This is a genomic window from Flavobacterium lindanitolerans (assembly GCF_002846575.1).
In the GTDB taxonomy this organism is placed as follows: domain Bacteria; phylum Bacteroidota; class Bacteroidia; order Flavobacteriales; family Flavobacteriaceae; genus Flavobacterium; species Flavobacterium lindanitolerans.
On record NZ_PJND01000011.1, the window covers coordinates 82,705 to 109,693 of the forward strand.

The 26,989-nt window shown below is 38.1% G+C and carries 25 protein-coding genes; 13 read left to right on the forward strand and 12 right to left on the reverse strand.

Translation table 11 applies throughout. The features are described 5' to 3' along the window. Window positions 1-76: 76 nt before the first annotated feature. From B0G92_RS15850 to B0G92_RS15860, 3 genes are all read right to left on the reverse strand, one after another. Window positions 77-514 carry a DUF6526 family protein gene (locus B0G92_RS15850; RefSeq protein WP_101472964.1) on the reverse strand — a complete coding sequence of 146 codons (438 nt, stop codon included), beginning with the start codon at window positions 512-514 and terminating at the stop codon, window positions 77-79. 63 nt (window positions 515-577) lie between these two features. Beyond that, on the reverse strand, window positions 578-994 hold the full coding sequence (locus B0G92_RS15855; RefSeq protein ID WP_101472965.1) for a hypothetical protein: 417 nt from the start codon (window positions 992-994) through the stop codon (window positions 578-580). A 202-nt stretch (window positions 995-1,196) separates the two neighbouring features. Next, on the reverse strand, window positions 1,197-2,798 hold the full coding sequence (locus tag B0G92_RS15860; RefSeq protein WP_101472966.1) for a T9SS type A sorting domain-containing protein: 1,602 nt from the start codon (window positions 2,796-2,798) through the stop codon (window positions 1,197-1,199). 237 nt (window positions 2,799-3,035) lie between these two features. Between B0G92_RS15860 and B0G92_RS15865 the strand changes: the two genes are divergently transcribed. The 4 genes from B0G92_RS15865 (at window position 3,036) to B0G92_RS15880 (ending at window position 8,216) form a co-directional block, all read left to right on the forward strand. Further along, window positions 3,036-4,400, forward strand: coding sequence for a DNA recombination protein RmuC (locus B0G92_RS15865; RefSeq protein WP_056072795.1), 1,365 nt, complete (start codon window positions 3,036-3,038; stop codon window positions 4,398-4,400). Window positions 4,401-4,412: 12 nt separating this feature from the next. Beyond that, window positions 4,413-4,958 (forward strand): acyl-CoA thioesterase, encoded by a 546-nt coding sequence (locus B0G92_RS15870; protein WP_101472967.1) that lies wholly within the window; start codon window positions 4,413-4,415, stop codon window positions 4,956-4,958. Window positions 4,959-5,073: 115 nt separating this feature from the next. Further along, on the forward strand, window positions 5,074-6,171 hold the full coding sequence (locus B0G92_RS15875; RefSeq protein ID WP_101472968.1) for a hypothetical protein: 1,098 nt from the start codon (window positions 5,074-5,076) through the stop codon (window positions 6,169-6,171). A gap of 17 nt (window positions 6,172-6,188) precedes the next feature. After that, complete coding sequence (locus B0G92_RS15880; RefSeq protein WP_101472969.1) at window positions 6,189-8,216, forward strand: T9SS type A sorting domain-containing protein; 2,028 nt, start codon at window positions 6,189-6,191, stop codon at window positions 8,214-8,216. Between the two features lie 102 nt (window positions 8,217-8,318). Here the strand turns inward: B0G92_RS15880 and B0G92_RS15885 are convergent, their stop codons facing one another. The 4 genes from B0G92_RS15885 to B0G92_RS15900 form a co-directional block, all read right to left on the reverse strand. Continuing rightward, window positions 8,319-9,077: a T9SS type A sorting domain-containing protein gene (locus tag B0G92_RS15885; protein ID WP_101472970.1), complete on the reverse strand. Its 759-nt coding sequence runs from the start codon at window positions 9,075-9,077 to the stop codon at window positions 8,319-8,321. A 1-nt stretch (window position 9,078) separates the two neighbouring features. Then, on the reverse strand, window positions 9,079-9,600 hold the full coding sequence (locus B0G92_RS15890; protein ID WP_101472971.1) for an ankyrin repeat domain-containing protein: 522 nt from the start codon (window positions 9,598-9,600) through the stop codon (window positions 9,079-9,081). 207 nt (window positions 9,601-9,807) lie between these two features. Further along, window positions 9,808-10,527 carry a LytR/AlgR family response regulator transcription factor gene (locus B0G92_RS15895; RefSeq protein ID WP_101472972.1) on the reverse strand — a complete coding sequence of 240 codons (720 nt, stop codon included), beginning with the start codon at window positions 10,525-10,527 and terminating at the stop codon, window positions 9,808-9,810. After that, a complete protein-coding gene (locus B0G92_RS15900; protein ID WP_245867920.1) occupies window positions 10,524-11,603 on the reverse strand; it encodes a sensor histidine kinase in 1,080 nt (359 codons plus the stop codon). Before B0G92_RS15900 ends, B0G92_RS15895 begins: the two co-directional genes overlap by 4 nt. 217 nt (window positions 11,604-11,820) lie before the next feature. Between B0G92_RS15900 and B0G92_RS15905 the strand changes: the two genes are divergently transcribed. Further along, on the forward strand, window positions 11,821-14,163 hold the full coding sequence (locus tag B0G92_RS15905; RefSeq protein WP_101472973.1) for a TonB-dependent receptor: 2,343 nt from the start codon (window positions 11,821-11,823) through the stop codon (window positions 14,161-14,163). Window positions 14,164-14,201: 38 nt separating this feature from the next. On the opposite strand, the gene carB is transcribed toward B0G92_RS15905, so the two are convergent. Beyond that, window positions 14,202-17,054 carry a carbamoyl-phosphate synthase large subunit gene (gene carB / locus B0G92_RS15910; protein ID WP_101472987.1) on the reverse strand — a complete coding sequence of 951 codons (2,853 nt, stop codon included), beginning with the start codon at window positions 17,052-17,054 and terminating at the stop codon, window positions 14,202-14,204. 129 nt (window positions 17,055-17,183) lie between these two features. Continuing rightward, window positions 17,184-17,345, reverse strand: a complete 162-nt coding sequence (gene rpmH / locus B0G92_RS15915) for a 50S ribosomal protein L34 (protein ID WP_056072822.1) — start codon at window positions 17,343-17,345, stop codon at window positions 17,184-17,186. A gap of 168 nt (window positions 17,346-17,513) precedes the next feature. Here rpmH and B0G92_RS15920 point away from each other — a divergent pair, with 168 nt between their 5' ends. After that, on the forward strand, window positions 17,514-18,029 hold the full coding sequence (locus B0G92_RS15920) for a hypothetical protein (RefSeq protein ID WP_056072824.1): 516 nt from the start codon (window positions 17,514-17,516) through the stop codon (window positions 18,027-18,029). Between the two features lie 51 nt (window positions 18,030-18,080). On the opposite strand, the gene B0G92_RS15925 is transcribed toward B0G92_RS15920, so the two are convergent. Next, window positions 18,081-18,974 (reverse strand): lytic transglycosylase domain-containing protein, encoded by an 894-nt coding sequence (locus B0G92_RS15925; RefSeq protein ID WP_056072827.1) that lies wholly within the window; start codon window positions 18,972-18,974, stop codon window positions 18,081-18,083. A 58-nt stretch (window positions 18,975-19,032) separates the two neighbouring features. After that, window positions 19,033-19,695: an alpha/beta fold hydrolase gene (locus B0G92_RS15930; RefSeq protein WP_056072831.1), complete on the reverse strand. Its 663-nt coding sequence runs from the start codon at window positions 19,693-19,695 to the stop codon at window positions 19,033-19,035. Window positions 19,696-19,890: 195 nt separating this feature from the next. On the opposite strand from B0G92_RS15930, the gene B0G92_RS15935 reads away from it, so the two are divergent. Together B0G92_RS15935 and B0G92_RS15940 are read left to right on the forward strand one after the other, a co-directional pair. Beyond that, window positions 19,891-20,175, forward strand: a complete 285-nt coding sequence (locus B0G92_RS15935; RefSeq protein ID WP_101472974.1) for a GNAT family N-acetyltransferase — start codon at window positions 19,891-19,893, stop codon at window positions 20,173-20,175. Window positions 20,176-20,369: 194 nt separating this feature from the next. Continuing rightward, window positions 20,370-20,705: a hypothetical protein gene (locus tag B0G92_RS15940; protein ID WP_101472975.1), complete on the forward strand. Its 336-nt coding sequence runs from the start codon at window positions 20,370-20,372 to the stop codon at window positions 20,703-20,705. Between the two features lie 16 nt (window positions 20,706-20,721). On the opposite strand, the gene mtaB is transcribed toward B0G92_RS15940, so the two are convergent. Next, window positions 20,722-22,053, reverse strand: a complete 1,332-nt coding sequence (gene mtaB / locus B0G92_RS15945) for a tRNA (N(6)-L-threonylcarbamoyladenosine(37)-C(2))-methylthiotransferase MtaB (RefSeq protein WP_101472976.1) — start codon at window positions 22,051-22,053, stop codon at window positions 20,722-20,724. A 92-nt stretch (window positions 22,054-22,145) separates the two neighbouring features. Between mtaB and B0G92_RS15950 the strand changes: the two genes are divergently transcribed. The 5 genes from B0G92_RS15950 (at window position 22,146) to B0G92_RS15970 (ending at window position 26,802) form a co-directional block, all read left to right on the forward strand. Further along, window positions 22,146-23,765, forward strand: coding sequence for an ABC transporter substrate-binding protein (locus tag B0G92_RS15950; RefSeq protein WP_101472977.1), 1,620 nt, complete (start codon window positions 22,146-22,148; stop codon window positions 23,763-23,765). A gap of 85 nt (window positions 23,766-23,850) precedes the next feature. After that, a complete protein-coding gene (locus B0G92_RS15955) occupies window positions 23,851-24,522 on the forward strand; it encodes a response regulator transcription factor (RefSeq protein ID WP_101472978.1) in 672 nt (223 codons plus the stop codon). After that, window positions 24,522-25,793 carry a sensor histidine kinase gene (locus tag B0G92_RS15960; protein ID WP_101472979.1) on the forward strand — a complete coding sequence of 424 codons (1,272 nt, stop codon included), beginning with the start codon at window positions 24,522-24,524 and terminating at the stop codon, window positions 25,791-25,793. The genes B0G92_RS15955 and B0G92_RS15960 overlap by 1 nt, the downstream gene beginning before the upstream one ends. 74 nt (window positions 25,794-25,867) lie before the next feature. Beyond that, window positions 25,868-26,305, forward strand: coding sequence for a PepSY-like domain-containing protein (locus B0G92_RS15965; RefSeq protein WP_101472980.1), 438 nt, complete (start codon window positions 25,868-25,870; stop codon window positions 26,303-26,305). Between the two features lie 17 nt (window positions 26,306-26,322). Next, window positions 26,323-26,802 carry a PepSY-like domain-containing protein gene (locus tag B0G92_RS15970; RefSeq protein WP_101472981.1) on the forward strand — a complete coding sequence of 160 codons (480 nt, stop codon included), beginning with the start codon at window positions 26,323-26,325 and terminating at the stop codon, window positions 26,800-26,802. Window positions 26,803-26,989: the final 187 nt, after the last annotated feature.

Below are 26,989 nucleotides of genomic sequence, written 5' to 3' on the forward strand. Positions count from 1 at the left end.
TGAAAATGGCTAAGTATAAATTTACGCATAGGCATTTTCATTTTATAAAAATAAATCGTGAATTGTTTGTTAAAGTTTATACCCGGTGATAGTCAGGCTTCCAGTTGATTATGCTTTTTTTGATGGCATCACCTGAAAGATTTTCCTGTAACGCCCTTTTTAAAAGACCCGGCAATTCATCATCTGGTGCAAATCTGAGCGCAAACAGCTGACTTTGGGATAATTGATTTTCGAACAATTCAAGTCTTTCACCCGTCAATGCAAAATACCGATAGCGCAATTCCAGCCTGACAATCCTGTCTTGTAATGTAAGGGCATAATGCTGCCGCAGCATAAAAGCCAGCCAGGAAATCAGGAACAATCCAATACTGATAAAAATCCAGATTGCCCTTTCTGCTTCTCTGCTAAAAATAAAATAAATCGCTGTCCCCAACAAAATCAGAAGCAGGGGATACAAAACGAAATGGTGCGGGGCATAGTAACGGATATGATTGGAATAGCTTTGCGTTTTCATAGGATAGTGAATTGGTTACATCCTATAAAAATAATTAATTCCGGGAATAATTCCGAGATACTTTTAGCCTAAAACCGGATTCTCAAAATCCTGACGGGATGACTTTTTCAATTCAACACAGAAAGTACTGCTATCAATATATTCTGCAGCCGAAAAATCCAGCAGGTACATTTTTTTCCTAAAAAAACCGTAAACAGTAAGTACAATTTTTTGCGGCATCTCCGGCTTTTCAAGCAGGAAGTGTCTTTTTTCAGTAATCTTGTCTCCTACTTTATACCATAAGGCATTTCGGAAACGGTAGTCTAATATGATAAATTTATCTCCAAAGAAGTGTTTGTTGGAATAATTGGAGTAAATCAGCCTGATGGTTTTATCGGTTCTAAAAAAGATTTTGATAATACGCGTGGCAACGTTAGTTACAAATTCATAATTAATAGGGGAATCTGTAACTTTTTCTAAAGTCAAATTTTGTGGTTTCATTGATAAGAACTTAGGGGGTAGACCACAATAATAAGAACTATTTCTTAAAAATTAATTAAAAAATCGACAAAATACCAAAATAAACCCCCAAATAGCACAATTGTTCTAAAAGATACAGTTCGTCTTTAAATTATCCTAAGATTTATATTACAAAAAAAAACCGCCTACAGGAGGCGGTTTAGTATTTAGAATTCCGGAAAAACTAATTTTTAACCAAACGTTTAACTATTGTTCCGTTTTCACCTTCCAGTTTCATAATATAAACACCGGTAGCCGCTTTTTGTAAATCAACAGTATAGCTGTCTGATGCCGTGTTAAATTGCTTAGAATAAACCAACTGGCCAGAAACAGAATATACATTAATTGCATCAACTGCCGTTTGGGTAGCAAATTGAACATTCACCAATCCGTTTGTTGGGTTTGGATATACAGAAACCGAAGCATTTTCAAATGCTGGAGTTGAAAGGGACGGAGCTATAGTTACCGTATAATCTTCCATTTCACCATAATTATTGTTAGCCGCTACAGGCCCGCAAGCAAATTGATGTCCGAAAGATTCTGCAGCAGATGCCGCAACAACAACTCTCATTCTGGTATTACCTACTACCGCTGTTGCAGGAATTGTTATGCTACCGGTAACAGCCTGATTCAAACCAGTACCAATATAGTTATACTCTGCTTCATCAAAAACTCCGTTTTTGTTATAATCAATCCAAACGCCAACTGACTCATATAACCAGCCATCGCCTGATGGTCCTACAGAAACAGAAACCGGGATAGTTGCTCCAATATTAAATACCGGAGGTGTAACCGAACCGCTATAATTGGTATATCCTGTTGTTGCATTGCCACAAGTTGTACTATTATTTATGGTTCCAACAGTAACGTTAGTAATTACGTCCCCATCTGTACAATTAAAGTTGATCGTATTTATGCAATAGCAGGTATCAACCGCATTTTGTCCTACAGAAACTGCTGTTGAAGTTCCACTCAAACCGCTTCCTGTACAAGTTATGACAACTCTATAGAAAGTAGCCTGCGTTTGGCCTGTTCTGGTGTAACTTAGAGAATTTTGTGCAGCACCCAAATTAGTCCATTGGTCTGTTCCTGTTGGAGACGATTGCCACTGGTAAGAATATCCCGCTGCCGGAGTGACACCAGATGCACTCAAAACAAAAGAAGTCTGACCGCATACAGAAGTTTGTGTAGAAGTTGCCGCACCTACTGCCGGAGTACCCGTACATGCTGTTCCAGCAGTAACATTTACAGCATAATCCTCATATTCTCCATATCCCAGATAAGGTTCAGCACAAGAACTTGTTGGTGCGATTGCTTGTGCATACTGTGCCTTAACTCTCATTCTGATATTTCCTGCCGGAGCCGAAACCGGAATTGCGATAGAAGCTGTCACCACAGAGCCTGCAGCCGGTGAAGTTCCTATTGTAAAAAATTCTGACGCATCAAAAACACCATCATCATTAAAATCGAGCCATGCAGCCACATATTGGGTTCCAATGTGTGGAGGAATTGTTACCGAAATATTATACGATTGTCCTGCAACAACGCTAGCTGCTGTTCCGGCAGTATAATCTCCATATCCAAATTCTGAGCAGGCAGAAGAGTTGTTAATCCCGGCAAAAGTAACATTTACAATTTCATCGCCATCGGTGCAGTCTCCTTCCTCCGGCGTACAATAAGATTGTGATTGAGCTGTAATTGACGCCAATAAAAATGCGCCAAAAAATAAACCTTTGATTTGTGTAAAGTCTTGTCTTACACCTGACAGTAATGTAGTTTTTTTCATGAAAAATTATTTTCATGCAAATAACATCTTAATACGTGGACTAAGATTTGTATTAAATATTATTTACATCGTTATACTTCACTAAGATATGAATTTTATTATTAAAACAAAATCCTAAAAGCCAAAACAGGGAACAAATTCGTGAATTTTAACAATTATCAGAAATTACAGGTCAGCGAATAAGGGCAATGAAAGCTGATAATTTATTCTTACTTTTATCGCTACAAAAAATTTAAAATGAACGATACAATCATCACTATCATTGCTTTCATAATTGCCTTAGCCATAGGTCTTTTTATTGGAAAAGCATTGTTTTCAGCCAACGCAAAATCAGAAAAAGCAAGCCTTGAAGAAAGGGTAAACGGACTGATGTCACAGATGGAACAATTAAGACAACAGCATCAGCACGAAATCAGAAATACAGAAAATCAATTGCAGCAAACTGCAATGGAAAGAGAAAACCTCCGTGCTGAGAAAGAAGCCCTCGCTATTCAGCTTTCTAAAAAAGAAGTTGATTTCGAAAACTTATGGGAGCGAAACAAGGAACAAAAACAGGAGGTAGAGCAATTACAGGAAAAATTCACAAAGGAGTTTGAAAACCTTGCCAACAAAATACTGGAAGAGAAATCTTCAAAATTCACAGAACAAAATAAGGAGAACTTAAAAAACATTCTCTCCCCTCTTCAGGACAAAATCCAGCTTTTTGAGAAAAAAGTAGAAGATACACATAAAGAAAGCATTGACTATCATGCCGCACTTCGTCAGCAAATATTGGGTCTTCGTGAAATGAACGAACAGATGAGCAAGGAAACACTCAACCTTACAAAAGCCTTAAAAGGTGACAGCAAAATGCAAGGAAACTGGGGCGAGCTGATTCTGGAAAGAGTACTTGAAAAATCAGGTCTTGAAAAAGGGAGAGAATATGAAGTACAGCAAAGTTTTATAACCGAAGACGGAACACGTGTTTTTCCTGACGTTGTAATCAATCTTCCCGACGGAAAGAAAATGGTTGTGGATTCGAAAGTATCACTGATTTCCTATGAAAAATACATCAATGAGGAAGATGATATCCTGAAAGCTTCTTTTTTAAAAGAGCATCTAAATTCCATAAGGAGACACGTAGAGCAACTGGGCGCTAAAAATTACCACGACCTTTACCAAATAGAAAGCCCGGATTTTGTCCTGCTCTTTATCCCTATGGAACCCGCATTTGCCATAGCCCTAAACGAGGATGCCACGTTATACAACAAAGCTTTCGAGAAAAACATCGTGATTGTAACGCCTTCTACCCTTTTGGCAACCTTACGCACTATTGATAGCATGTGGACGAACCAGAAGCAACAGGAAAACGCTTTTGAAATAGCCCGACAAGCCGGAGCTCTCTATGACAAATTTGAAGGATTTGTGAGCGATCTGGTAAAGATTGGCAAAAAAATGGACGAAGCAAAAACAGAATATCAGGGTGCAATGAACAAACTTTTTGACGGAAAGGGCAACCTTATCAACAGCGTAGAACGATTGAAAAAAATGGGAGCCAAAGCCAAAAAATCACTTCCTGAAAATATATTGAGAAGAGCAGAAACTGACGAAACTGAAAATTAATTCCTTTTTATCATGAACAAGATTTACAAAACCCCAAAATCTTCGCGAATCACGATTTCCGAATTGATGTTACCTTCACATTCCAACTTTAGCGGCAAGATTCATGGCGGCTATATTTTGTCTCTGATGGACCAGATTGCGTTTGCCTGCGCCTCAAAATTTTCCGGAACCTATTGCGTTACCGCTTCCGTAGATACTGTAGATTTTCTTAATCCCATAGAAATTGGCGAACTGGTCACACTAAAAGCTTCTGTTAATTATGTTGGCAACAGTTCGATGGTAATTGGCATTCGTGTTACAGCAGAAAACATACAGACCCGAAAAGTAAAACATTGCAATTCGTCCTACTTCACTATGGTCGCAAAAGATGATTCGGGCAAAAATGTATCCGTACCAAGATTAACGCTTACAACAGCAGAAGAAGTGCGTCGTTTTTGCGATTCCCTCAGGAGAATCCGATCCAAAAAAGAGCACAGGGAACAGGAGGTTTTATTTGACCATACTTCGCTGGATATGCTACAGGAAATTCAAAACATGGACATCAAAATCCATTTATAAAAGGGTTTCAAATATTTTAGTATCAAGGCCATAACTTTTTTATTATAAAATTATTTTCTTTATAGTTTTATTATATATTTGCTATATTATTTCCTAATTTTTTGACAGCAAATCTATGAAACAAAACTATTTTTTAAAGAAATCACTATTATTACTACTTTTCTTTGCCTTTCTTTCATGCGGTTCCGATAACGATTATGTGCCTATACCAGAACCCACCTCACCGGTTGTAGTTGATCTTGCTGCCGTTCCTTATTCAAAATTATCAGACTACAAATTCTTTGAAGGAACGATGAAAAATCAGGTTCCGTCACTTGACGTATTACCCTATGAGCCAGCCAGCCAACTTTTCACAGATTATGCTCACAAAAAGAGATTTGTATGGATGCCAAAAAACAAAAAAGCTGTTTATGACGGCGACGGAAAAACATTGGTTTTCCCTGTTGGCACGGCATTAATAAAGACCTTTTATTATGATAATGTACAGCCTAACAATACCATCCGTATTATTGAAACCCGGGTAATGATCCGAAAAGAAGAAGGCTGGATTTTTGCCAATTATGTATGGAATGCAGAACAAACCGAAGCCACGCTCGATCCTAACGGCAGTTTCACAGAAATTACCTGGAGAGAGGGAGCAACTATAAAAACTGCGAATTATCGCATTCCGTCCTCTGCAGGAGGTGAATGCCTGACCTGTCATAAATCAGTTGACAAGGCTATTCCAATTGGACCAAAACCTCAAAACTTGAACTTCGCGATAAATTATGGTTCAGGCAGTAAAAATCAATTGGAAAAATGGGCCGAAGTAGGCTATCTGGATAATAATTATCCTAGAAATATTGTATCGACTGTAAGATGGAACGATACATCACAACCATTAGAAAAAAGAGTACGATCCTATATTGACATTAATTGCGCCCACTGCCATCAAGAGGGCAGCCATTGCTCCTATCGTGATATGCGTTTTGCCTTCAGTGAAACTTCTGACATATCTAATATGGGGGTTTGTATGGTTCCCGTTGACAATGTCGGCAGTGGATTATCACACATTGTAGCGCCGGGAAGCCCTGGAAGATCTGTAATGTCTTTCCGACTGGAATCTGTAAACGAGTCAACACGAATGCCTTTACTCGGAAGAACGATTGTACATGAAGAAGCTGTCGAAATGATTAACCAATGGATTAGCTCTTTAGACACAAGATGTAACTAATAAACAAACAACAAATTATGAAAAAAAAATTACCCCTAATTATCCTTGCCTTTTCCGCATTTTTTGCTCAGGCACAAGATAATTGTCAATCTGCCCTGACTATTACTGCGGGAAGATACAGAGTTGATCAGATCAACGGAAGTGCCAACACCTATGGTATATGTGCAGGAAATGGAACCGCACCAAATTCTGAATGGTACAAATACACACCAACTACCAGTACTTCTGTGACCGTAACAACAGACCTGTTGGTCAATATTGGTGGTGACACCCGATTTCACATTTACAGAGGCACATGCGGAGCCTTGACTTGCGCCGGTGGAGATGATGATAGTGGAAATTTAGGAAACGGATATTTATCTGCTCACACTTTTAACGTTACGGCCGGAACCACCTATTATATCGTTTTTGATAACAAATGGCAAAGCACCGGTTTTGATTTTGTTCTTGCAGAAGGCCCTTATACTCCGGAACAGCCGGAAGTTCCCGGGCAGATTGTTAGATTTAATGCTCAATCTATTACCCTTATTGGAAGTTATAAAAATTGTGTGGTAGACATGAATGGTGATTATTTAGATGACATTGTTGGTATCAGCAGTACCAATCTCAATATCCTTTACCAAAACGCTGCCGGCGGATTTACTTCTGCAACCGTACCTACTACAAATGCCACTTTTATGCCTTCATGGAGCGTAACAGCTGGTGATTTTGACAAAAATGGTTATAATGACTTATTATTTGGTGCCGGTAATGGTGTGACTTTCCTTAAAGCGAACAGCACAGGAACAGCCTACACTGCAATATCAGGTCCTCAATCTATTTTCAGTCAGCGTTCCAATTTTGTAGACATTAATAATGACGGTCATCTTGATGCTTTTGTCTGCCATGATGTTAACCCTAACGTTTATTACCTCAACGACGGAAACGGAAACCTTATCTTCCACCAGGGAGGTATGGGCGATTATCCAAACGGAGGAAATTACGGTTCAATATTCGTAGATTATGACAACGATGGTGATCAGGACCTTTTCATTGCAAAATGTAGAGGCGGTAACCCGGCAGCAAGTACTGATGAGCTTCACAGAAACAACGGAAACGGAACTTTTACCAATGTAGCCGCTGAAGCCGGATTAGCGGATCCTGATCAATCATGGTCAAGTGCTTTCGGAGATTTTGACAATGATGGCTATATGGATGTCTTAATTGGTTCAAATGCTGGAGGAACAGCACAAAAACTGATGCGTAATAATAAAAATGGTACATTCACTAACGTAACTGCGGGTTCTGGTTTTGACACATACAATAACATGGGAAGAGAATATATTGCCCGTGATTTTAACAACGACGGATTTATTGATGTATATGGTCCGGGTGGTATTATTATGATTAACAATGGTGACTGGACCTTTACAAAATCTGGTGGTGCGCCACCTAATGGTTCCATTGGAGACTTAAATAACGACGGTTTCCTTGACGTACAATCAGAAAATACCATTTACCTCAACCAGGGAAATGACAATAACTGGATTACAATAAACCTTAAAGGTGTTCAAAGCAACGGAAATGGTATTGGAGCCAGGGTAGAACTTTATGGAGAATGGGGCAAACAAATCCGTGATGTTAGAAGTGGCGAAGGTTTTGAATTTGCCAATACCCTAAATACTCATTTTGGAATAGGAACAGCTACAGCTATTGAAAAAGTAATTATAAAATGGCCTTCAGGATTGATAGATGTAATCTCAAATCCAACTAAAAATTCCAGGTTGCTTGTTACTGAAGGTTCAACTTTAGGCGTAACCGAAGCAAGCAGCGCTATGTTTGTAATCTATCCGAATCCGGCATCCAATCAAATCCGAATTCAATTGAACGAAATGAAATATGACATTACCGATGCAAAAATTTATGACTATAACGGAAGAATGGTTTCTGATGTAAAAATCAAAGACAATACTATCGATATCCAGTCATTATCTGTAGGAAACTATATGATGGTTCTACAGAACAGCAACGGTGAAAAATTCTCCCAGAAATTCGTTAAAAAATAAACACACATTAATCAATAAAAAAAATCCCGAATGATGTTCGGGATTTTTTTTATTCCTTATAATCAGTCTATCCTGTTTAAACTTACGAATTGGACTTTTAAATTATTCCACTATCAAGGTTTTAGTTGCGTTTCCATAATCTGTCCTCACAACCACCATATACGATCCTGTAGTCAAATCTGAGGTATTTATTGTAACTTGAGATTCCGAAATTGCCTGTACTCTTACTACTCTTCCTAAATTGTCATACACTTTAATTTCACCGCCTGACACAAAATCAGGAAGCTCCAATGTTGTAAAACCTTTGGCAGGATTGGGATACATCTTAAACGATTCAGCAGTAAAATTTTCTGTACCCAATGTAAAATTAGCTGCAGTGGCACCACTATTTCCAGGACCATGATAGCCCATTGCCAAACTTCCCGGTCTGTGTGCCCAAGCCAGATTGAGTGGCTGTGCCGAAGTGCTAAAAGTATAATCGTTAGAATCGCCGGTATCACGGGCACGTGTAGCTGTTACGGTCCTTACACCGGCATTAATCACATTTGAAGTTACCGTCCAGTTTTGACTGGCATCCAATGGCGGCGTAGCTCCTATTCCGGCAAATGTTCTGTCTGTCATAGCGGTTCCGTCAAAAATCACTACATCACTTCCGTTGTCATTCATAGACGTAGCATTAAAAGACAAGCCGAGCCAATCAGTAGACGGCCCTACAAGAGTAAGCGTAACTAAACTGCTGTTTACTTCTATGGTAGCAGTAAATCCGGAGGTCAAAGTCACGGTTCCCGTGCTGTAAGTCTGGGCACTCAAAGCGAAACCCGAAAGTAGTGTTGTAAAAAAGGCCAAAGTAGTTTTTCTCATATTATTTTGTTTTTAGGATTTGTATCAGCTTGTCATCATTAGACAGTATAGCATAATCAAGTGCGGAGTTTCCTCTGTTGTCCTTAGCATACGGGTCTGCTTCCGCTTTTATCAGGAAAGCGGCAATTTCATAGTTCTTAAAAATCGAAGCGTATATCAAGGCTGTAGTTCCGTTAGAATCCGGGATATTCGGATTTGCTTTTTTTTCAAGCAGCTTTTTTACTATTGCTACATTTCCTTTTACGGAAGCCGCCATCAGGGCTGTACCCATACCGCTAACAGCATTAATATCTTTGACGTGTTGTATCAAAAAATCTGCAACCGACGTATTGCCTCTGTAACAGGCCAAAATTAACGGGGAATAGCCTTCGGGCGATAAGTCATTTATACAATCAGGGCTATGTTTCATCAATGTCTTTACCTCATCAACTGTTCCGGTTCGGGCCACATTGAAAATATCTTTCTGGGAAAAGACAGTTGTGGATAAAAAGAAAAGAAAAAGAAGAAAAGTAGTTTTTTTCATAAGCGGCTTATTTAAATCCGGAACAGATATTCTTAAAAATTTATCCTTTGAATTTAATATTGTTTTACAAATCAGTTAAATACAAAAGAAAGATAAGTATTTTTAATAAAAATATATTCGGTTTTAGAATAATTTTAAAACAATAAAAATATTTAAAAATTAAAAAGCCCCCAATCCGGGGGCTCACTCATTACGATTCAGCAACTATTATTTTGAATTCTTTAGTGTTTCCAAATACAATAAAACATCGTCTTTATAACTGGCTCCAATAGGAATTTCAATACCGCCAACTTCAATTTCATTTAATGTAAAGGCAGTAATTTTTGAAGTATTTATAATAAAGGAGCGATGAATTCGCAAAAAATTATCCTGATTTAATTCCTGCTGAATGTCTCCTATTTTATATTTTGAGGTAATATTCTTATCGCCCGTCATATTGATTTTTATATAATCCTTCAGGCTTTCAATATAGATAATATCGTTGGTATTAATTTTATAGTTTTTAATTCCCGATTTCACCAAAATAAATTCATCCGGAACAGATTCTTTGGTTTTTACTTCAATGTTAGCAGTATTTGTGCTTAAAAATTTGTCAACAGCTTTGAAAAAACGCTCAAAAGTAATTGGCTTTAGCAAATAATCCACAACTCCCAAATCATAGCCTTCGAGGGCATAATCCCGGTAAGCGGTGGTTAGTATGGTTTTGGGCGGATTTTTTAGATTTTTTAAAAATTCTATTCCCGTAATGTTAGGCATTTTTATATCCAGAAACATCAAATCAATCTTTTGCAAATTTAATATCTCAAAGGCTTTCAATGCCGTATTACAGGTGGCAACAACTTCTAAATTGTCTATTTTTGCGATATGCTTTTCGATTAACCGAATTGCCAGCGGTTCGTCATCAACTACCAGACATTTAATCTTCATATGCTATTATTTTGATTGATTTGTAAAACTACTGAAAACAAATTTGAAGCCTGTTTTATATCCAATGAATAATTACCGGCATAGATCAGGTCAAGTTGTTTCTTTATGTTGTTCAACCCTATTTTTTCTCTGTCCTTGCTTACATAATCGCTTGAAACCGTGTTTGAAATTTCAAATGAAAAATGATTCCCTTTTTGAGTAATAGAAATCCCTATTTTTGGAGAACCACTATCTTCTCCCGCACCATGTTTAAAGGCATTTTCCACCAATGACAAAAGCAACAATGGCGGTATTTCAATATTATTTTCAATAGCAGTATCAAAAGTAATTTCTAACCTATCGTCATATCTCAATTTCTCCAGTTCGATATAGTTTTTTATCAGTTCTATTTCGTTTGACAAGGAAACGAATTGACCATTGCATTTGTACAAAACATGATCCAGAATATCAGAGAGCTTTCCAATAGCACTGGCTGTCTTAGGGGAATTATCTAAAGAAAGCGAATAAATATTGTTCAGCGTATTAAACAGAAAGTGCGGGTTCAATTGTGCCTTCAGCATTTTTAGTTCCGATTCTGTTTTTTTTTGCTCTAATTGCCTTGCCTCGTTTTTTTTCTGCTCGTTATTGACAAAATATTTCACAAATAAAAACTGAAAGGAGATTGAAAAAACGGCAGGAAAATATTTAGCCACCAACGAATGGATGTCTGTAAGAATTTCATAAACTGATTCCTGTTCAAAAGGTCGTGTTCTGACCAGTTCCTCTCCTACATGAACTGTCAAAATTCTGGCAAGGGCAGAAAATAAATAAAACGAAAGCAGAAATAAAATTACGGACAGGAAATATTTCTTTTTCAATATAAATTTTGGAAGCAAATAATACGCAAGAAAATAAGCTGCCAGCATTTGCGGAATATGAATGCAAAAATTGAATAACAAAATTACTCCCAGCGGATCGTGACTCTCATCTAACAAACCCACCGGAATGTAGGTTATTACTATAATAAACCAGAATAGGAGATGCTGTGCTAATCTGTGAGTCCGGACATATTCCGATATTTTTTTAAAATTATCCATCGCTAAAAAGAAATAAAGATAATCAAGAACCTTTTAATTTCAACCGCTGTCGACAAAAACGCCATTTTCACTCCTGAATACTGTTTTTTTGCTCCTAAAGACCATTTTAGCGCTATAAACCGGGTATTTACCTGCAAAAAACCTGTTTCTGTCTTATGTCACTTTTACGCTTCATAAAACATCCAATCTTTGCCCTGTAATTGTAAACAAAATCATCATGAAAAAAATAGTATTCATAGCAATCCTGCTTTCTTTTACGGCCCTCTATTCTCAGGAGATACAAAAAACCATAACTGTTAGCGGAAAAGTAATTGAGAAAAAGACCGCTGTCGCACTGGAATTTGCAACGGTTACTTTTACAAGTAGTCCGGGCGGTGAATCGGTTGCAGGGTCAATAACAGATGACAAGGGAAATTTCAGTCTTAAAATAGTACCCGGAAAATACCATATTAAAGCGGAGTTTATTGGTTTGGAAAGCAGTATCATAGAAAACATTGACCTGCAAGCCGATCAGGTATTGCCAACATTTTTGCTGGACGAGATTCCAACTCAATTGGAGACCGTAGAAATCCAGACCGAAAAAACAACCATAGAACATAAACTGGACAAAAAGGTGTTTAATGTGGGCAGCGATTTGGTTTCAAAAGGAGGCAATGCAACCGACATTTTAAACAATGTACCATCAGTAAGTGTTAACTATAATGGTACTGTTAGTTTACGAGGCAATACCGGTGTCCGAATCCTTATTAATGGGAAACCTTCCGTTTTGACTGCCAATAACGGATTGGAACAAATTCCGGCAGAGAATATCGAAAAAATAGAAGTCATCACCAATCCATCCTCCAAATATGACTCTGAAGGAACAGCCGGAATTATCAATATCGTATTAAAGAAAAACAAAAGCAAAGGATTTGGAAGTTCCGTTCAGGTTACGACAGGAATTCCTGACAATCATGCCTTAGGTTACAACGTAAATTATAAAAACAAAAAAATCAATATTTTTTCAGATTTGAGATACCGATACATCTACTTTCCGGGCAACGAATCTACCTCAAGAACCATTTATGACGGTAATGCTATTGATTCGTATTTGGACGGAACTGTGGACAGGGAAAGAACAAACAGAACATTTACGGCTTACATGGGTGGTGATTATTATTTCAACGACAAAAACATGATTACGCTGAGCTATTTTTACAGAAACAACACCAGCAGAAGAACCGTTGACTATGCTTTTAATTATTTGGACGAAAACCGTAATCCCGAACGGAATGTCAATGCTAAAGAAGCTTACAGAGAACCGCAAACTGCCAATCAGATTGAATTGAACTACATCAAAACATTTGCTAAAGAAGGTCAAAAGTTCACAATCAACCTGCAATATGATTTTTGGAATGATGACGAAAACGAATCGATTGCCGAGCAGGAATTTTTTCCGGTTGCCTTGCCGGTGAGGGCGTTAAAAAGCAGAAACATTGAAAGCAGCAAAGACTTTCTGTTTCAATCGGATTACAGCTTACCGATTAACGAAAAGTCTAAAATCGAATTTGGATTAAAAGGTGAAATCAGACGAATCAACAGCGATTATCAGGCCTACGACAATAATGTTGCTATTGACAGCCTAAACAACTTATTGCATTATGATGAAAGAATCATCGGGGCCTATGTGCAATACGGAAGCAGCATCAAAAAGTTCAGCTATTTATTAGGACTTAGAATTGAAGATTCAAAAACAGGAAGCAACGACAGAATCAATTTGTTCAACATTGATAAAAAATATACCGATTTCTTCCCGACAGCCCACTTTACCTATGAAATCAATGATGTTTTCAATGTTCAGCTAAGTTATAGCCGCCGCATCAGCCGTCCCGGTTTTTGGCAACTCAATCCGTTTGGCGGAATTGCAGATCGAAGAAACATCCGAATCGGAAATCCTGATTTAGATCCGGTATATACCAATTCGTATGAACTCGAAACTTTAATTAAATGGGGAAAAGTAACCATCAATCCTAGTATATACCATCAATATTCAAAGAACATTTTTGAAGATATCCGCTTTACAAATTCTGATGGCTTTTTAGTAGAACAGGCTATAAATTCCGGAACAGAAAGCAGAATTGGAGCCGAAATCAGTTTTACTTATTCTCCTTTAAAATGGCTGACACTTACCGGAGAGGCAAACTATTATACTTTTGAACAAAAAGGAATGTTTCATGTTTCGGATAAAAATTTTCTATCCAAACAAAGCACGCGCATCAAATTTTCAACCTGGAATTTCCAGACCAACCTGAATTATCTTGGAGCTACAAGCAGCGGCCAATACAGTTCGAAATCGCAATATTGGTTTGATTTGGGAATGGGAAAAGATATCTGGAATGAAAGAGCTACCATAACCTTAAAAGCAGATAATATTTTCGACTCCCGGATTTCAAAAGGTTCTGCCAGAGGAGATGATTATGCCCTTAATTATAGTTACAGAAGTCCCGGCCCAAGAGTATATGCCACATTTACGTATCGATTGAACAGAAAAAAGAGCGATAGAGAACGTTTGCCTGACTAGCGAAAACAAAAATCCCGACTCATGGTCGGGATTTTTTATTATTTACTCAAGTACATTTTGCGTCGGCTGTACAGCTCATAGAACTGATCGTCTTTCAGGTCATCGATAAACAAAATGCTTTCTCCTGTAGATTTCATCTCCGGACCAAGCGCCTTGTTAACTCCTGAAAATTTGCTGAAAGAGAAAACCGGCTGTTTTATAGCAAATCCTTTTAAGTGAGGATTAAAGTCAAAGTCCGTCACTTTATTATGCCCTAACATTACTTTAGTCGCATAATTTACATAAGGCTCACCATATGCTTTTGCAATAAACGGAACCGTTCTGGATGCTCTTGGGTTAGCCTCGATGATATAAACCATATCATCTTTAATCGCAAACTGGATATTAATCAGACCTACCGTTTTCAAGGCTAAAGCGATTTTCTTCGTATGGTCTTTAATCTGCTGCATCACGAACTCACCCAAATTGAATGGTGGCAACGTTGCATTTGAATCTCCCGAATGCACTCCGCAAGGTTCAATATGCTCCATGATTCCGATGATGTAGACATTTTCACCGTCACAGATGGCATCTGCTTCTGCCTCAATTGCTCCATCCAGATAATGGTCTAACAACAGCTTATTTCCAGGAATACTACGCAACAAATCGATTACGTGCTCTTCCAGTTCTTTTTTATTGATAACGATTTTCATTCCTTGTCCGCCAAGCACATAAGATGGTCTGACCAGCAAAGGAAAATCTAATTTATCTGCCAAAGCCGAAGCTTCATCAGCAGTTTCGGCAATCCCAAATTTAGGGAACGGGATATTCAATTCTGTCAGGAGTTCTGAAAAACGTCCTCTGTCTTCTGCCAAATCCAGGGCATCAAAGCTGGTTCCTATAATCTTGATTCCGTATTTGGAAAGCTTTTCTGCCAGTTTTAATGCGGTCTGTCCTCCTAACTGTACGATTACACCTTCCGGTTTTTCATGCTGGATAATATCATAGATATGCTCCCAGAAAACTGGCTCGAAGTATAATTTGTCTGCCGTATCAAAATCGGTAGAAACGGTTTCAGGATTACAGTTAATCATTATCGTTTCATAACCGCATTCTTTAGCCGCCAAAACACCATGTACGCAGGAATAGTCAAACTCAATTCCCTGACCGATTCGGTTTGGACCTGAACCAAGCACAACCACTTTCTTTCTATCGGTTACGGCACTTTCGTTATGGACATATCGTTTACCATCAGCCGTTTCAATTTCGGCTTCAAAAGTTGAATAGTAATACGGTGTTTTTGCTTTAAACTCTGCAGCACAGGTATCAACCAGTTTATAAACGCGGTTGATGTTCATTTCTTCACGTAGCTTGTGCACCTGACTTTCAAGACAGCCCATCATGTGAGCAATCTGCCTGTCGGCAAAACCTTTCTGTTTGGCTTCCAACAATAATTCTTTTGGAAGCGTATCTATTTTAAAGTTGGAAATTTCTTTTTCCAACGTATATAATTCTTCGTATTGTTTCAGGAACCACATGTCAATTTTAGTGATTTCATGAATCCTGCTCAACGGAATACCCATTTGGATGGCATCATAAATCACGAAAACGCGATCCCAACTTGCAAAAGTCAGCTTTTCGATAATCTGCTCATAGTTTGTATAGCCTTTGCCGTCAGCACCCAGACCATTTCTTTTGATTTCTAAAGATTGTGTAGCTTTATGCAAAGCCTCCTGGAAGGAACGGCCAATACCCATCACCTCTCCTACTGATTTCATCTGAAGCCCTAACGTTCTGTCTGCACCTTCAAACTTGTCAAAGTTCCAACGTGGTATTTTTACGATTACATAATCCAAAGTAGGCTCAAATAAGGCCGAAGTCGACTTGGTAATCTGGTTTTGCAATTCGTCCAGGTGATATCCCAAAGCCAGTTTTGAAGCAATCTTGGCAATAGGATAACCTGTTGCTTTTGATGCCAGGGCCGAAGAACGGGAAACACGCGGATTGATTTCGATGGCTACAATATCTTCTCTTTCATCCGGAGATACTGCAAACTGCACGTTACATCCACCTGCAAAATTTCCAATGCTTCGCATCATCTTGATGGCCATGTCACGCATCTTTTGGAAAGTGGCATCAGATAATGTCATTGCCGGAGCTACCGTAATAGAATCACCTGTATGGATACCCATCGGATCCATATTTTCAATAGAACAGATGATTACGACATTATCATTTTTATCTCTTAAAAGTTCTAGTTCATATTCTTTCCAACCAAACAATGCCTTATCGATAAGTACTTCGTGTATTGGAGAAGCTTCCAATCCTTTGGTAAGCAAATCATCAAAATCTTCTTTTTTATGTACGAAAGCAGCTCCGGTTCCTCCTAAGGTAAACGAAGGGCGTATTACCAACGGAAAACCAAATTCCTGAGCGATTTCTTTTCCCTGAAGGAAAGAAGTAGCTGTTTTTGCAGGTGCTGCCGGAATATCAATTTTCTGAAGCAATTGCTTGAACTGTTCACGGTCTTCGGTAATATTAATGGCATTGATATCCACACCAATTAATTTCACGCCAAAATCTGCCCAGATTCCTTTTTCATCGGCTTCCAGACATAAATTCAAGGCAGTCTGTCCTCCCATTGTTGGCAAAACGGCATCAATCTGCGGATGTTCTTTAAGGATTTCGATGATAGACTTGGTTGTCAGTGGCTTCAAATAAACATGGTCGGCCATTGACGGGTCTGTCATAATTGTAGCGGGATTGGAATTGATTAAGATAACTTCAATTCCTTCTTCTCTGATAGATCGTGCGGATTGCGAACCAGCATAATCAAACTCGCAGGCCTGTCCGATAACGATTGGACCTGAACCGATGATTAAAACTGATTTAATTGAATTGTCTTTCGGCATGTTGTTGTGTGTTGTTGTAGTTAATCCTGGCAGGGCTGACACCCTGAACCTATTTAAAATTTAGCGACAAGGTATAAAAAAAGGCGGTACTGAAATTAAGTAACGCCTTTATCGATGTTTATCTAAACATTATTTTTTGTGTCTTGGTTCAGAAGAAACAGTAAGTTTATGTCTTCCTTTAGCTCTTCTACGAGCAAGCACTTTTCTTCCATTGGCTGTAGCCATTCTTTCCATAAAACCGTGCTTATTTCTTCTTTTTCTTTTCGATGGTTGAAACGTTCTTTTGCTCATTGCTTTATATCTTTAAAAATCTTAATTAAATATCTTTTTATAGGTTCGAAATCAATAGCTGTTCCAAAACCGAGTGCAAATATACGAAGTCTTTTTTTTCTGGCAAGTAGTTTTATAAAAATATTTTTAATTGATTTTATTACCTTTGCGACTCAAATATACAAAATTATGTTCCATAGAAATATTAAACTCATCTTAGCCGGACTAATTATCGCTACCGGAATTTGGCAATTTACAGAAAACAACATCGGAAACGGGATTTTCCTTATCCTGTTATCACTGGTCTTTATATTACTTTATTTTAAAAATGAATTTATCCTTCTGGCTTTCCTTAAATTGAGAAAACAGGATTTTGCCGGAGCTCAAAAATGGCTGGCCTATATCAAAAATCCTGAAACGGCTTTGGTCAGAAAACAGCAAGGATATTACAACTACCTTCACGGACTGATGCTTTCGCAAACCAACCTGATGCAGGCTGAAAAGCATTTCAAAAAAGCGGTGGAATTAGGATTGTCAATGGATATGGACCTTGCCGTTGCCAAATTAAACCTTGCCGGTGTTGCTATGTCAAGACGAAGAAAAATCGAAGCTACGAACCTGTTGAACGAAGTCAAAAGATTAGACAAGCAGAACATGCTTAAAGACCAGGTGAAGATGATGAAGGAACAATTGAAGAAAATCTAAAAAGAAATACCTACCATAAAAAAGCCATACTTTTCAGTATGGCTTTTTTATTTAATATCCCTCTGTCGGAATTTCTATTACATATTTCTTTTTCGCCGGATTCGTCAACTTCCTGTCGCGAAGCCATGGATTATGGATTTTCAAAATCTTATAATTGATTCCCTGTGATTTTGCGAAAGAAGCCAGGTCAGTAATCGAGCTGTCTATTTCCAGCTTTCGGGTTGGAATTGCCTGATATAATTCTGCCGGCGCCACATTGAATCCGTATTGTACCGGGTTTTGCATAATTTGCTTCAAGGCCAGAATCCTGAAAACATAACGCGCTGTCTCATCCGTCAAAAGGAGGTCATAATAATTTGTAACTCCCTGAATCGTTATTTGCTTATTGACTCCGCCAAAACCTCCATTATAAGAAGCCGCAGCCAATGTCCAGCTACCAAACTTTTTATAGGCATCCAACAGGTATTTGCAGGCTGCTTCTGTCGATTTTTCAAGATGGTATCTCTCGTCAACAACATCATTTACTTCCATACCTCTTTCTTTTGCCGTGTCTGCCATAAACTGCCAGAATCCTTTGGCTCCCGCAGAAGAGGTAGCATTCATCAATGCACTTTCTGCTACGGCAAGATATTTAAAATCATCCGGGACCCCATTTTTTTTGAGGATGGGTTCTATAACCGGAAAAAAGCGGTTGGCCCTTTTTATAATCAAAAGCGTAGAAGCGTCCAGGTTTGCATTAACCAGTAACTCCCTATCAAAGCGTTCTTTTACGTCAACAATATTCAGGGGTGTTTTTTCTCCGGCAAAATCAATTTCTGCAGGAAAAAAATAGCCTTTTTCTACCGGAGCCTTATCTCCTATTTTTTCGTCGGAAACCGCATGGATTAAAATGCCGCTCACCAAAACAACCGAGGCTATCAAGCCAGTCTTCTTCATCAATTTCATAGTCTTAGTCTTTAGTCTTTGAGTGTATTTTGTAAACCTACAAACATTTTTTTAATTTTTACGTTCCTAATATAATTTTAGGAAGGTGTTCGTTCAGCCATTTAAACTTGTTAATAATCATAATATGTGTTCCGCCTTTTACAGGAATAAATCCCTTAATGTATTTAGGAGGAAAAACCTCATCCGCATCTCCATGAATATGAACCACTTGCTCATCCGGTATTGCCCTATCCCATAGAATAATCTGCTCCAGAGCCCAATCCAGATATTTTTTGTCTCTCATGGAAAGAAATTTTTCATAAAGCTTCAGCTTTTTGTTCATCTTATCGTTTCCAAAAGAAAATTTCGCAAAGGCTTCAACGTTCTGCATCAGTCCGGTAGGGAAAAACTTGTAGGCTCTTATTGATTTTGCAACTTTCATCCTTCTCGGAAACTCTGCATTGCATTTGACACTTGAAATAATAATCACTTTTCTTGCCTTTACAAATCGGGCCATTTCCTGCACTAAAACTCCGCCAAAAGACACACCAATAAGTACGGGATTTTCATGTTTTATTTCTTTCGCCATTCGTTCTGCATAACCTGCAAGACTTTCTCCTTCAAGCGGAATCGTCCATTCTAAAAGATGGGTTTCGAACTGGTCTTCAGGCAGATGAATCCTTTCAAAAATTGTGGAGCTAGCGGCCATACCCGGCATAAAATATACTGGAATTTTTTCCATCAGAATTGTTTTAACGGTATCATAACAGCAACAAAAGGTTTTTATTACGAAATTTGTATAAAATTATGGTTTTTATCCCAAACACCTCTTCTCAACATTTTAAATAATCGATAAGTTATAAAACGACAATGTTTTCAAAATCAAAACCCATGCCGTTTAAACCATCGATACCACTACAATATCTTTATTTGAATTATGGAAATTAAAGACAACACTTTTTCAAGACAGTTTGAAGCCCATAGTGACGGAAAACTAATTGCGGTTGAATACTCTTTTCAGGAGAAAAAAATTTTTCTCACTAAAATACTCACTCCTGAACAATTTGAGAATGACGATTTTATAAATGACTTCCTAAAAGAAATCATGTCTATTGCAGAACAACGGAAATTAAAAGTAGTACCTATACATCCGAAAATAGCAGCCTTTTTCAGAAAAAATCCTGCTTACAAAGAATTGCTTCCTCCGGGAATCCGCATTTAATTTGATTCGTCTGGCAAAGTTTTAGCCACAGATTAGAATAATTACACTGATTTAAGTTTGCCCTAATTAAACTTTAAATTTCAATGATTTTCTCTTTGCGGCTCTGCGTCTTTGCGAGCAATTATTTTCGCGTAAAGACGCAGAGCCGCAAAACTTTTGTTGTAAAGTTTCCCGCAATCCATTATTTTTATCGAATGACAGAAGAAAACCTTAAAATTCTTAGCTTCTTCGAAAACATCGAAAAATATTACGGATGTAAAACCGAAATCACGGAAGGATTGTATAGTCTCCAGGAAAGTTTTGACAACCACTCAACTACCTGGAATTTGTCAGAGTTTACACTTACCCGTTCCGGCTACAGGAAAAGCGGCGGACGGATGATGATGGAAGGCGAAAAGATGTATTTTGAAATTTCTGCCGCCCTGATTGTAAGCTTTAAGCAAACAGGCAGGAATTCTTTTGAGTTTATAGAAAAATATGGTGAATCCGTTTTCAGAATTACTAAAATCCGATTCCACTACAGGTATTAAAACTATCTATTACGAATTAGGCTTCTACATTTAAAAACTCCATCCTAACCAAACCGTCTTCATCAATTTTGGTCAGGTTGATTTCATGTAACGTATTTACCAATTCCGGATTCCATGGCGTTTTTACCTTTACATAATTCTCGGTAAAACCATGAATGTAGCCTTCTTTGTTTTCTCCTTCAAACAAAACTGTCCTGTTGGTTCCTAACTGACTTTCATAAAAGGCCCTTCTCTTCTTAACAGATAATCCTCTCAACATCTTGCTTCTTTTGGCACGTATGTTGGCAGGAACAGGATTTGGCATTGCCGCTGCTTCTGTATTGTCTCTTTCTGAATAGGTAAAAACATGCAGGTAGGAAATATCCAGGTCATTCAGAAAATGATAGGTTTCCAGGAAATGCTCATCGGTTTCACCGGGAAATCCTACAATAACGTCAACCCCTATACAGGCATGCGGCATTACTTCGCGGATTTTATTGACCCTGTTGGTATATACTTCTCTCAGATAGCGGCGCTTCATCTTTTTCAGAATATCGTTGCTTCCGGATTGTAACGGAATATGAAAATGCGGTACAAATGTTCTTGATTTTGAAACAAATTCGATAGTTTCATCGCGAAGCAGGTTTGGTTCTATAGACGAAATTCTCAAACGCTCAATTCCTTCTACCTTGTCCAATTCCTGAACCAGTTCGTAAAAAGTGTGCTCGTGCTTCTTATTTCCGAATTCTCCTTTTCCATAATCTCCGATATTGACTCCGGTAAGGACAATTTCCTTGATGTTTTGCTGTGAAATTTCTTTGGCATTTTTCAATACGTTTTCCATCGTATCGCTTCTTGAAATTCCTCTTGCCAAAGGAATCGTGCAGTAAGTACACTTGTAATCACAACCGTCCTGTACTTTCAAAAAGGCACGAGTCCTGTCACCAATAGAATAACTGCCCACATAAAAATCTGCTTCGGCTATTTCGCAGGAATGTACTTCGCCAAAATCATTTTTCGACAAATCGTTTATATAATCTGTAATCTTGAACTTTTCTGTAGCACCCAAAACCAAATCCACACCATCAACCGCAGCCAATTCTTCCGGTTTCAATTGCGCATAACAGCCAACTGCCGCTACAAATGCCTTTTCATTGAGTTTCATCGCTTTTTTTACGACCTGCTTGAATTGCTTGTCCGCATTTTCTGTTACCGAGCATGTGTTTATAACATAAATATCGGCAACTTCTTCAAATTCGACACGGTCAAAACCTTCATCCTGAAAGTTTCGGGCAATAGTAGATGTTTCTGAAAAATTCAGCTTACATCCCAGCGTATAAAAAGCAACTTTTTTTCTGTTCTCTGTCATTATAAATTTTCCCGGAAATTGGGGAATTGGTATCTTTAGTTATATTTACATTTTGCAAATAGCCTGCAAATTTACATACAATATTTTTCAAAATGAAATCAATAATATACTACATATCAATATTTTGGATAACGTTAACTTTATGTTCCTGCGGAAAAAGAGCAGAAGAAAATCGCGACCATGAAGTTTTTCGCTTTAACCAGGATGCCAATGTCAGTTCTCTTGACCCTGCTTTTGCAAAATCGCAGGACAATATCTGGATGTGTAATCAGCTTTATAATGGCCTGATACAATTGGACGATAGCCTGAATATTAAACCAGACCTTGCCAAATCCTGGACGATTTCTGAAGATGGGAAAACCTATAATTTCAATTTGAGAAAAGATGTTTTCTTTCATAAAAGCGGTGTATTTGCCAACAGTAAAGATTCAACCCGTACCGTAAATGCCCATGATTTTGAATACAGCTTTAACCGACTTTTAGATGAAAAAATAGCATCGCCCGGAGGATGGATTATGCAGAATGTAGAAAATTTCAAGGCTAAGAATGATACTGTGTTTGAAATCCGGCTAAAGAAACCTTTTCCGGCCTTTTTAGGACTACTTTCCATGAAATATGCTTCGGTAGTTCCAAAAGAAGCTTTTGCTGTTCCCGGTTATGACTTTAGGACAAAACCTATTGGCACTGGTCCTTTTCAGTTCAAATTATGGGAAGAAAATGTGAAACTGGTCCTGAGAAAAAATCCGCTGTATTTTGAAAAAGACGAAAACGGAAAGCAATTGCCGTATCTGGAAGCCGTAGCGGTAACTTTTCTGCCTGATAAACAGAGCGGTTTCCTTTTATTCGCACAGGGTAAAATCGATTTTGTGTCCGGACTCCATCCGTCTTATAAAGATGAAATTCTGACACAAAGCGGGGAACTTCAGGAAAAGTACAAAAAAGATGTTACCATGATTACGGGACCTTATCTCAATACGGAATATCTTGGTTTCCGCATGGATGGAAATGACAAGATATTACTCGACAAAAGAATACGACAGGCAATGAATTATGGGTTTGACAGGCAAAAGCTGATAACCTATCTCCGAAACGGAATGGGAACTCCGGCCATAAACGGAATGATTCCTGCCGGACTCCCGAGTTTTGATGCCTCGAAAATTGGCTATGATTATGATATCCAAAAAGCAAGAGATTTGGTTGCTGCTTATAAAAAGGCTACGGGCGACAAAAATCCGAAAATCGCCTTGAGTACCAATGCTACCTATCTTGATATTTCAGAATACCTCCAACGGGAATGGAAAAAAATAGGTCTTGACGTTGCCATAGACGTCAATCCTCCGGCTACTTTAAGGCAAGCCATTTCTACAGGAAAAGTTTCTTTTTTCAGGGCAAGCTGGATTGCAGATTATCCGGATGCAGAAAACTACCTTTCATTGTTCTATAGCAAGAATTTTGCTCCAAACGGCCCTAATTACACACACTTTAAGAGTGATGAGTTTGACAGGCTCTATGAAAATGCTTTCTTAGAAACCGATAATGCCAAACGTTTCGAATTGTATCAAAAAATGGATGATTTAATTATCAAAGAAGCCCCGGTTATTCCCTTATTTTATGATAAGGTTGCCCGTTTTACGCGAAAAAACGTTACCGGTCTTGGCATAAATCCTTTAAATATGCTGGATTTACGCCGGGTTAAAAAAAGTAAGGTATAGCAAATTCTCCTATTCCTAATTGTTTCCAAAATCTGATTCTATTTTGGCCGCCAATTCATACATTTAAGCTATAAAATCGGAAAGCATGAAAATCTTAATCATTGAAGATGAGGCCGGACTCCGGGAAGTAATCCAACAATCTTTAGAAAAGGAAAAATACATTGTGGAAACTGCCCATGATTTTATTTCCGGACTGGACAAACTCGGTTCCTATGATTATGACTGTGTCCTGATTGACATTATGCTGCCTAACGGAAGCGGTCTGGATTTGCTGGCTGAAATAAAAAAACAACGAAAACAGGAAGCCATCATTATCATATCGGCAAAAGATGCGGTAGACGATAAAGTAAAAGGACTTGACCTGGGTGCCGATGATTACCTTAGTAAGCCGTTCCATCTTGCGGAATTGCACGCGCGCATCAAATCAGCCATCCGTAGGAAAAGCCACAATGGCGACAATCATATCGTATGGAAAAACCTAACCCTGTCACCGGAACAGAGAAGCGTAACGGTTAATAATGAAAATCTGGTCTTAAACCGAAAGGAATTCGACTTATTGTATTATTTTGTTATCAATCCCAATCGGCTAATCAATAAAACTGCGCTCGCAGAATATGTCTGGGGCGACCATACCGACCAGGCTGATAATCTTGATTTTGTATATTCGCAGATAAAGAATCTTCGTAAAAAACTGAAGGATGCCGATGCCGAAATGGACATACAGGCAGTATATGGTATTGGTTATAAAATGAGCTGATGAAATTACAAAATTATACGCTTCGCTATCTGGCAATAACGCTTCTTGCTGTCATCCCAATCTGGGCCGGCTTGTTTTATATGCTTATTCTGGACGAAGTGTATGACAATATTGATGATGACCTTAAAAATTCCAAAATCATTATTATCAGGCAGGCTTTTGCTGATGAAAAACTATTGAATACTCCGGAATTCGGCATTAACAAATTCACCATAAAACCACTCCCAAAAGGAAATTATTCCTATAAAGACGAATTTTCTTCCTCGTCTGAATTTATGGAATATGACGATGATGATGAGCCTATCCGAACCCTGACCACCGTTTTTAATGATAAAGAAGGCAATCCGCATGAACTCATCATAAAAGCTTCTATTGTTGAAGAAGACGAATTGCTCGAAGACCTGGCTCTGGCTCTTTTGGGACTGTATGTCATGCTAGTTATCAGTATTTTGGTTGTAAACCATTTTCTTTTAAAAAGAATCTGGAAATCGTTTCATGCGATTCTGGACAACCTTAAAAAATTTAGATTGGGAACCGGAATGCAGCCAAAACCCATCAATTCTCCAATTAATGAATTTAAGACACTTGCCAAAGAAGTGGAAGAAATGTTGCAGCGCAACGAAATCATCTATTCCAGCCAGAAACAATTTATTGAGAATGCTTCCCACGAATTGCAGACTCCATTAGCCATCAGCATCAACAAGCTGGAACTATTTGCAGAAAACAATACATTGCCGGAAGAACAGATGTCCGAGATTGGAAAAATTACAGATACTTTAAACCGATTGGTTCGCCTAAATAAATCCTTGCTCATGCTTTCAAAAATTGAAAACCAACAATTTGCAGAAGAAGAACAGGTTCATTTTAATGAGCTGATTCACCAACTGGCAGACGATTTTTCTGATTTGGCTGCCTATAAAGAAATCACTATTTCAGTTACTGAAAACACTTCGCTATCCTTCAGCATGAACAAAGGACTTGCCACCGCATTAATTAGCAATCTTCTTAAAAATGCTTTGGTCCACAATCATCAGGGTGGAAAGGTTACTTTTGAAATTGATGAAAATAGCATTACGATTTCCAATAGCGGGGCAACAACTCCTTTAAACCCGGAAATTATTTTCAACCGATTCTACAGGCATACCAACACCAACGAATCAACCGGATTAGGCCTTGCCATTGTAAAATCGATTGCCAATACTTATTCTCTTTCGATTAAGTATAGTTTTGTTGACAGCCATCAGTTTAAAATAATTTTTCCGAAAAAATAAACCTTTTTTTATTATTCCTAATTGTTTCCAAATTCTGCTTGTAATCTTGTAGTAGAAATTTAAAACAATTAGCCATGAAAGTACAATTTATCCTGGGATTGATAGCCAGCACATTTTTCAGCCTATCAGTTTCCGCACAAAAAACTACAATTACAACTGCTGAGCTTCCTGCCAATGCACAGACATTTTTAAAGAAACATTTTCCAAACGAAACTCCTTCTTATATCGTTAAGGAAAAGGAAATTTTTTCTACAGAATACAAAGTGCAGTTTTCCAATGCTACCGAAATTGAATTTGATGGCAAGGGAAATTGGGAGGAAATAGACGGAAACCATAATGCAATTCCGGTTACAGCCATTCCAGCCAAGATTGCTGCCTATGTCAAAGCAAATTATAAAGACGCAAATGTTACAAAAATAGACAAGAGTCGTTGGGGTTATGAAGTTGACCTTAGTAACGGTTTGGAATTGGAATTTGATTCCAACGAAAAGTTTTTAAGAATAGACTACTAATTTAAAATTTTAGAACTATGAAAAGTATCAGAAATTTACTGGCAACTGCATTTTTAGCATCCATCACAGCAATTTTACTGGTCTCATGCTCTAATGATGACAACAATGACGGCAATACTTCAACAGTAATAGAATTTAGCGCACTTCCTGAAAACGCAAGAACTTTTTTAACGACCCATTTTCCCGGTGTTGAATCCAGAATGATAAAACAAAATGCCATAGCAGATGATGATGGTTCCATTTATGACGTTTATCTTACCAATGGTTTTGAAATCGATTTTGATAGTAATGGAAACTGGACCGATGTCGACGGCAATACCCAGGCAGTTCCTACCGCAATTGTTCCGGAAGCCATCACAACCTATGTTACTGCAAATTATGCCGGACAAACTATCAACACTATTGAAATTGAAAGAACAGGTTATGACATAGAACTTTCTAATGGACTGGACCTGGTTTTTGACAGCCAGGGACAGTTTATCAGAATTGACAGCTAATTACATTCTTTTTTTATAAAAATCCAAAGGGAGCTCCATAAATAAAACGGAAGCTCCCTTTTTCAATCAAAATAACCTAAACAAAAATATCTTTATCTCTTCAGCGAGAAGTGAGCCTTGAACTCCTTGCTCGCGTTGTTCTCCTTGTAGAGTACCTTGAACCAGTAGTCGGTCGAAGGAAGCGGGC

Excerpts from the sequence above, each read along its gene's own strand:
- B0G92_RS15850 (WP_101472964.1), bottom strand. The coding sequence starts at position 514 with ATGAAAACGCAAAGCTATTCCAATCATATCCGTTACTATGCCCCGCAC.
- B0G92_RS15855 (WP_101472965.1), bottom strand. The coding sequence starts at position 994 with ATGAAACCACAAAATTTGACTTTAGAAAAAGTTACAGATTCCCCTATT.
- B0G92_RS15860 (WP_101472966.1), bottom strand. The coding sequence starts at position 2,798 with ATGAAAAAAACTACATTACTGTCAGGTGTAAGACAAGACTTTACACAA.
- B0G92_RS15865 (WP_056072795.1), top strand. The coding sequence starts at position 3,036 with ATGAACGATACAATCATCACTATCATTGCTTTCATAATTGCCTTAGCC.
- B0G92_RS15870 (WP_101472967.1), top strand. The coding sequence starts at position 4,413 with ATGAACAAGATTTACAAAACCCCAAAATCTTCGCGAATCACGATTTCC.
- B0G92_RS15875 (WP_101472968.1), top strand. The coding sequence starts at position 5,074 with ATGAAACAAAACTATTTTTTAAAGAAATCACTATTATTACTACTTTTC.
- B0G92_RS15880 (WP_101472969.1), top strand. The coding sequence starts at position 6,189 with ATGAAAAAAAAATTACCCCTAATTATCCTTGCCTTTTCCGCATTTTTT.
- B0G92_RS15885 (WP_101472970.1), bottom strand. The coding sequence starts at position 9,077 with ATGAGAAAAACTACTTTGGCCTTTTTTACAACACTACTTTCGGGTTTC.
- B0G92_RS15890 (WP_101472971.1), bottom strand. The coding sequence starts at position 9,600 with ATGAAAAAAACTACTTTTCTTCTTTTTCTTTTCTTTTTATCCACAACT.
- B0G92_RS15895 (WP_101472972.1), bottom strand. The coding sequence starts at position 10,527 with ATGAAGATTAAATGTCTGGTAGTTGATGACGAACCGCTGGCAATTCGG.
- B0G92_RS15900 (WP_245867920.1), bottom strand. The coding sequence starts at position 11,603 with ATGGATAATTTTAAAAAAATATCGGAATATGTCCGGACTCACAGATTA.
- B0G92_RS15905 (WP_101472973.1), top strand. The coding sequence starts at position 11,821 with ATGAAAAAAATAGTATTCATAGCAATCCTGCTTTCTTTTACGGCCCTC.
- carB (WP_101472987.1), bottom strand. The coding sequence starts at position 17,054 with ATGCCGAAAGACAATTCAATTAAATCAGTTTTAATCATCGGTTCAGGT.
- rpmH (WP_056072822.1), bottom strand. The coding sequence starts at position 17,345 with ATGAGCAAAAGAACGTTTCAACCATCGAAAAGAAAAAGAAGAAATAAG.
- B0G92_RS15920 (WP_056072824.1), top strand. The coding sequence starts at position 17,514 with ATGTTCCATAGAAATATTAAACTCATCTTAGCCGGACTAATTATCGCT.
- B0G92_RS15925 (WP_056072827.1), bottom strand. The coding sequence starts at position 18,974 with ATGAAATTGATGAAGAAGACTGGCTTGATAGCCTCGGTTGTTTTGGTG.
- B0G92_RS15930 (WP_056072831.1), bottom strand. The coding sequence starts at position 19,695 with ATGGAAAAAATTCCAGTATATTTTATGCCGGGTATGGCCGCTAGCTCC.
- B0G92_RS15935 (WP_101472974.1), top strand. The coding sequence starts at position 19,891 with ATGGAAATTAAAGACAACACTTTTTCAAGACAGTTTGAAGCCCATAGT.
- B0G92_RS15940 (WP_101472975.1), top strand. The coding sequence starts at position 20,370 with ATGACAGAAGAAAACCTTAAAATTCTTAGCTTCTTCGAAAACATCGAA.
- mtaB (WP_101472976.1), bottom strand. The coding sequence starts at position 22,053 with ATGACAGAGAACAGAAAAAAAGTTGCTTTTTATACGCTGGGATGTAAG.
- B0G92_RS15950 (WP_101472977.1), top strand. The coding sequence starts at position 22,146 with ATGAAATCAATAATATACTACATATCAATATTTTGGATAACGTTAACT.
- B0G92_RS15955 (WP_101472978.1), top strand. The coding sequence starts at position 23,851 with ATGAAAATCTTAATCATTGAAGATGAGGCCGGACTCCGGGAAGTAATC.
- B0G92_RS15960 (WP_101472979.1), top strand. The coding sequence starts at position 24,522 with ATGAAATTACAAAATTATACGCTTCGCTATCTGGCAATAACGCTTCTT.
- B0G92_RS15965 (WP_101472980.1), top strand. The coding sequence starts at position 25,868 with ATGAAAGTACAATTTATCCTGGGATTGATAGCCAGCACATTTTTCAGC.
- B0G92_RS15970 (WP_101472981.1), top strand. The coding sequence starts at position 26,323 with ATGAAAAGTATCAGAAATTTACTGGCAACTGCATTTTTAGCATCCATC.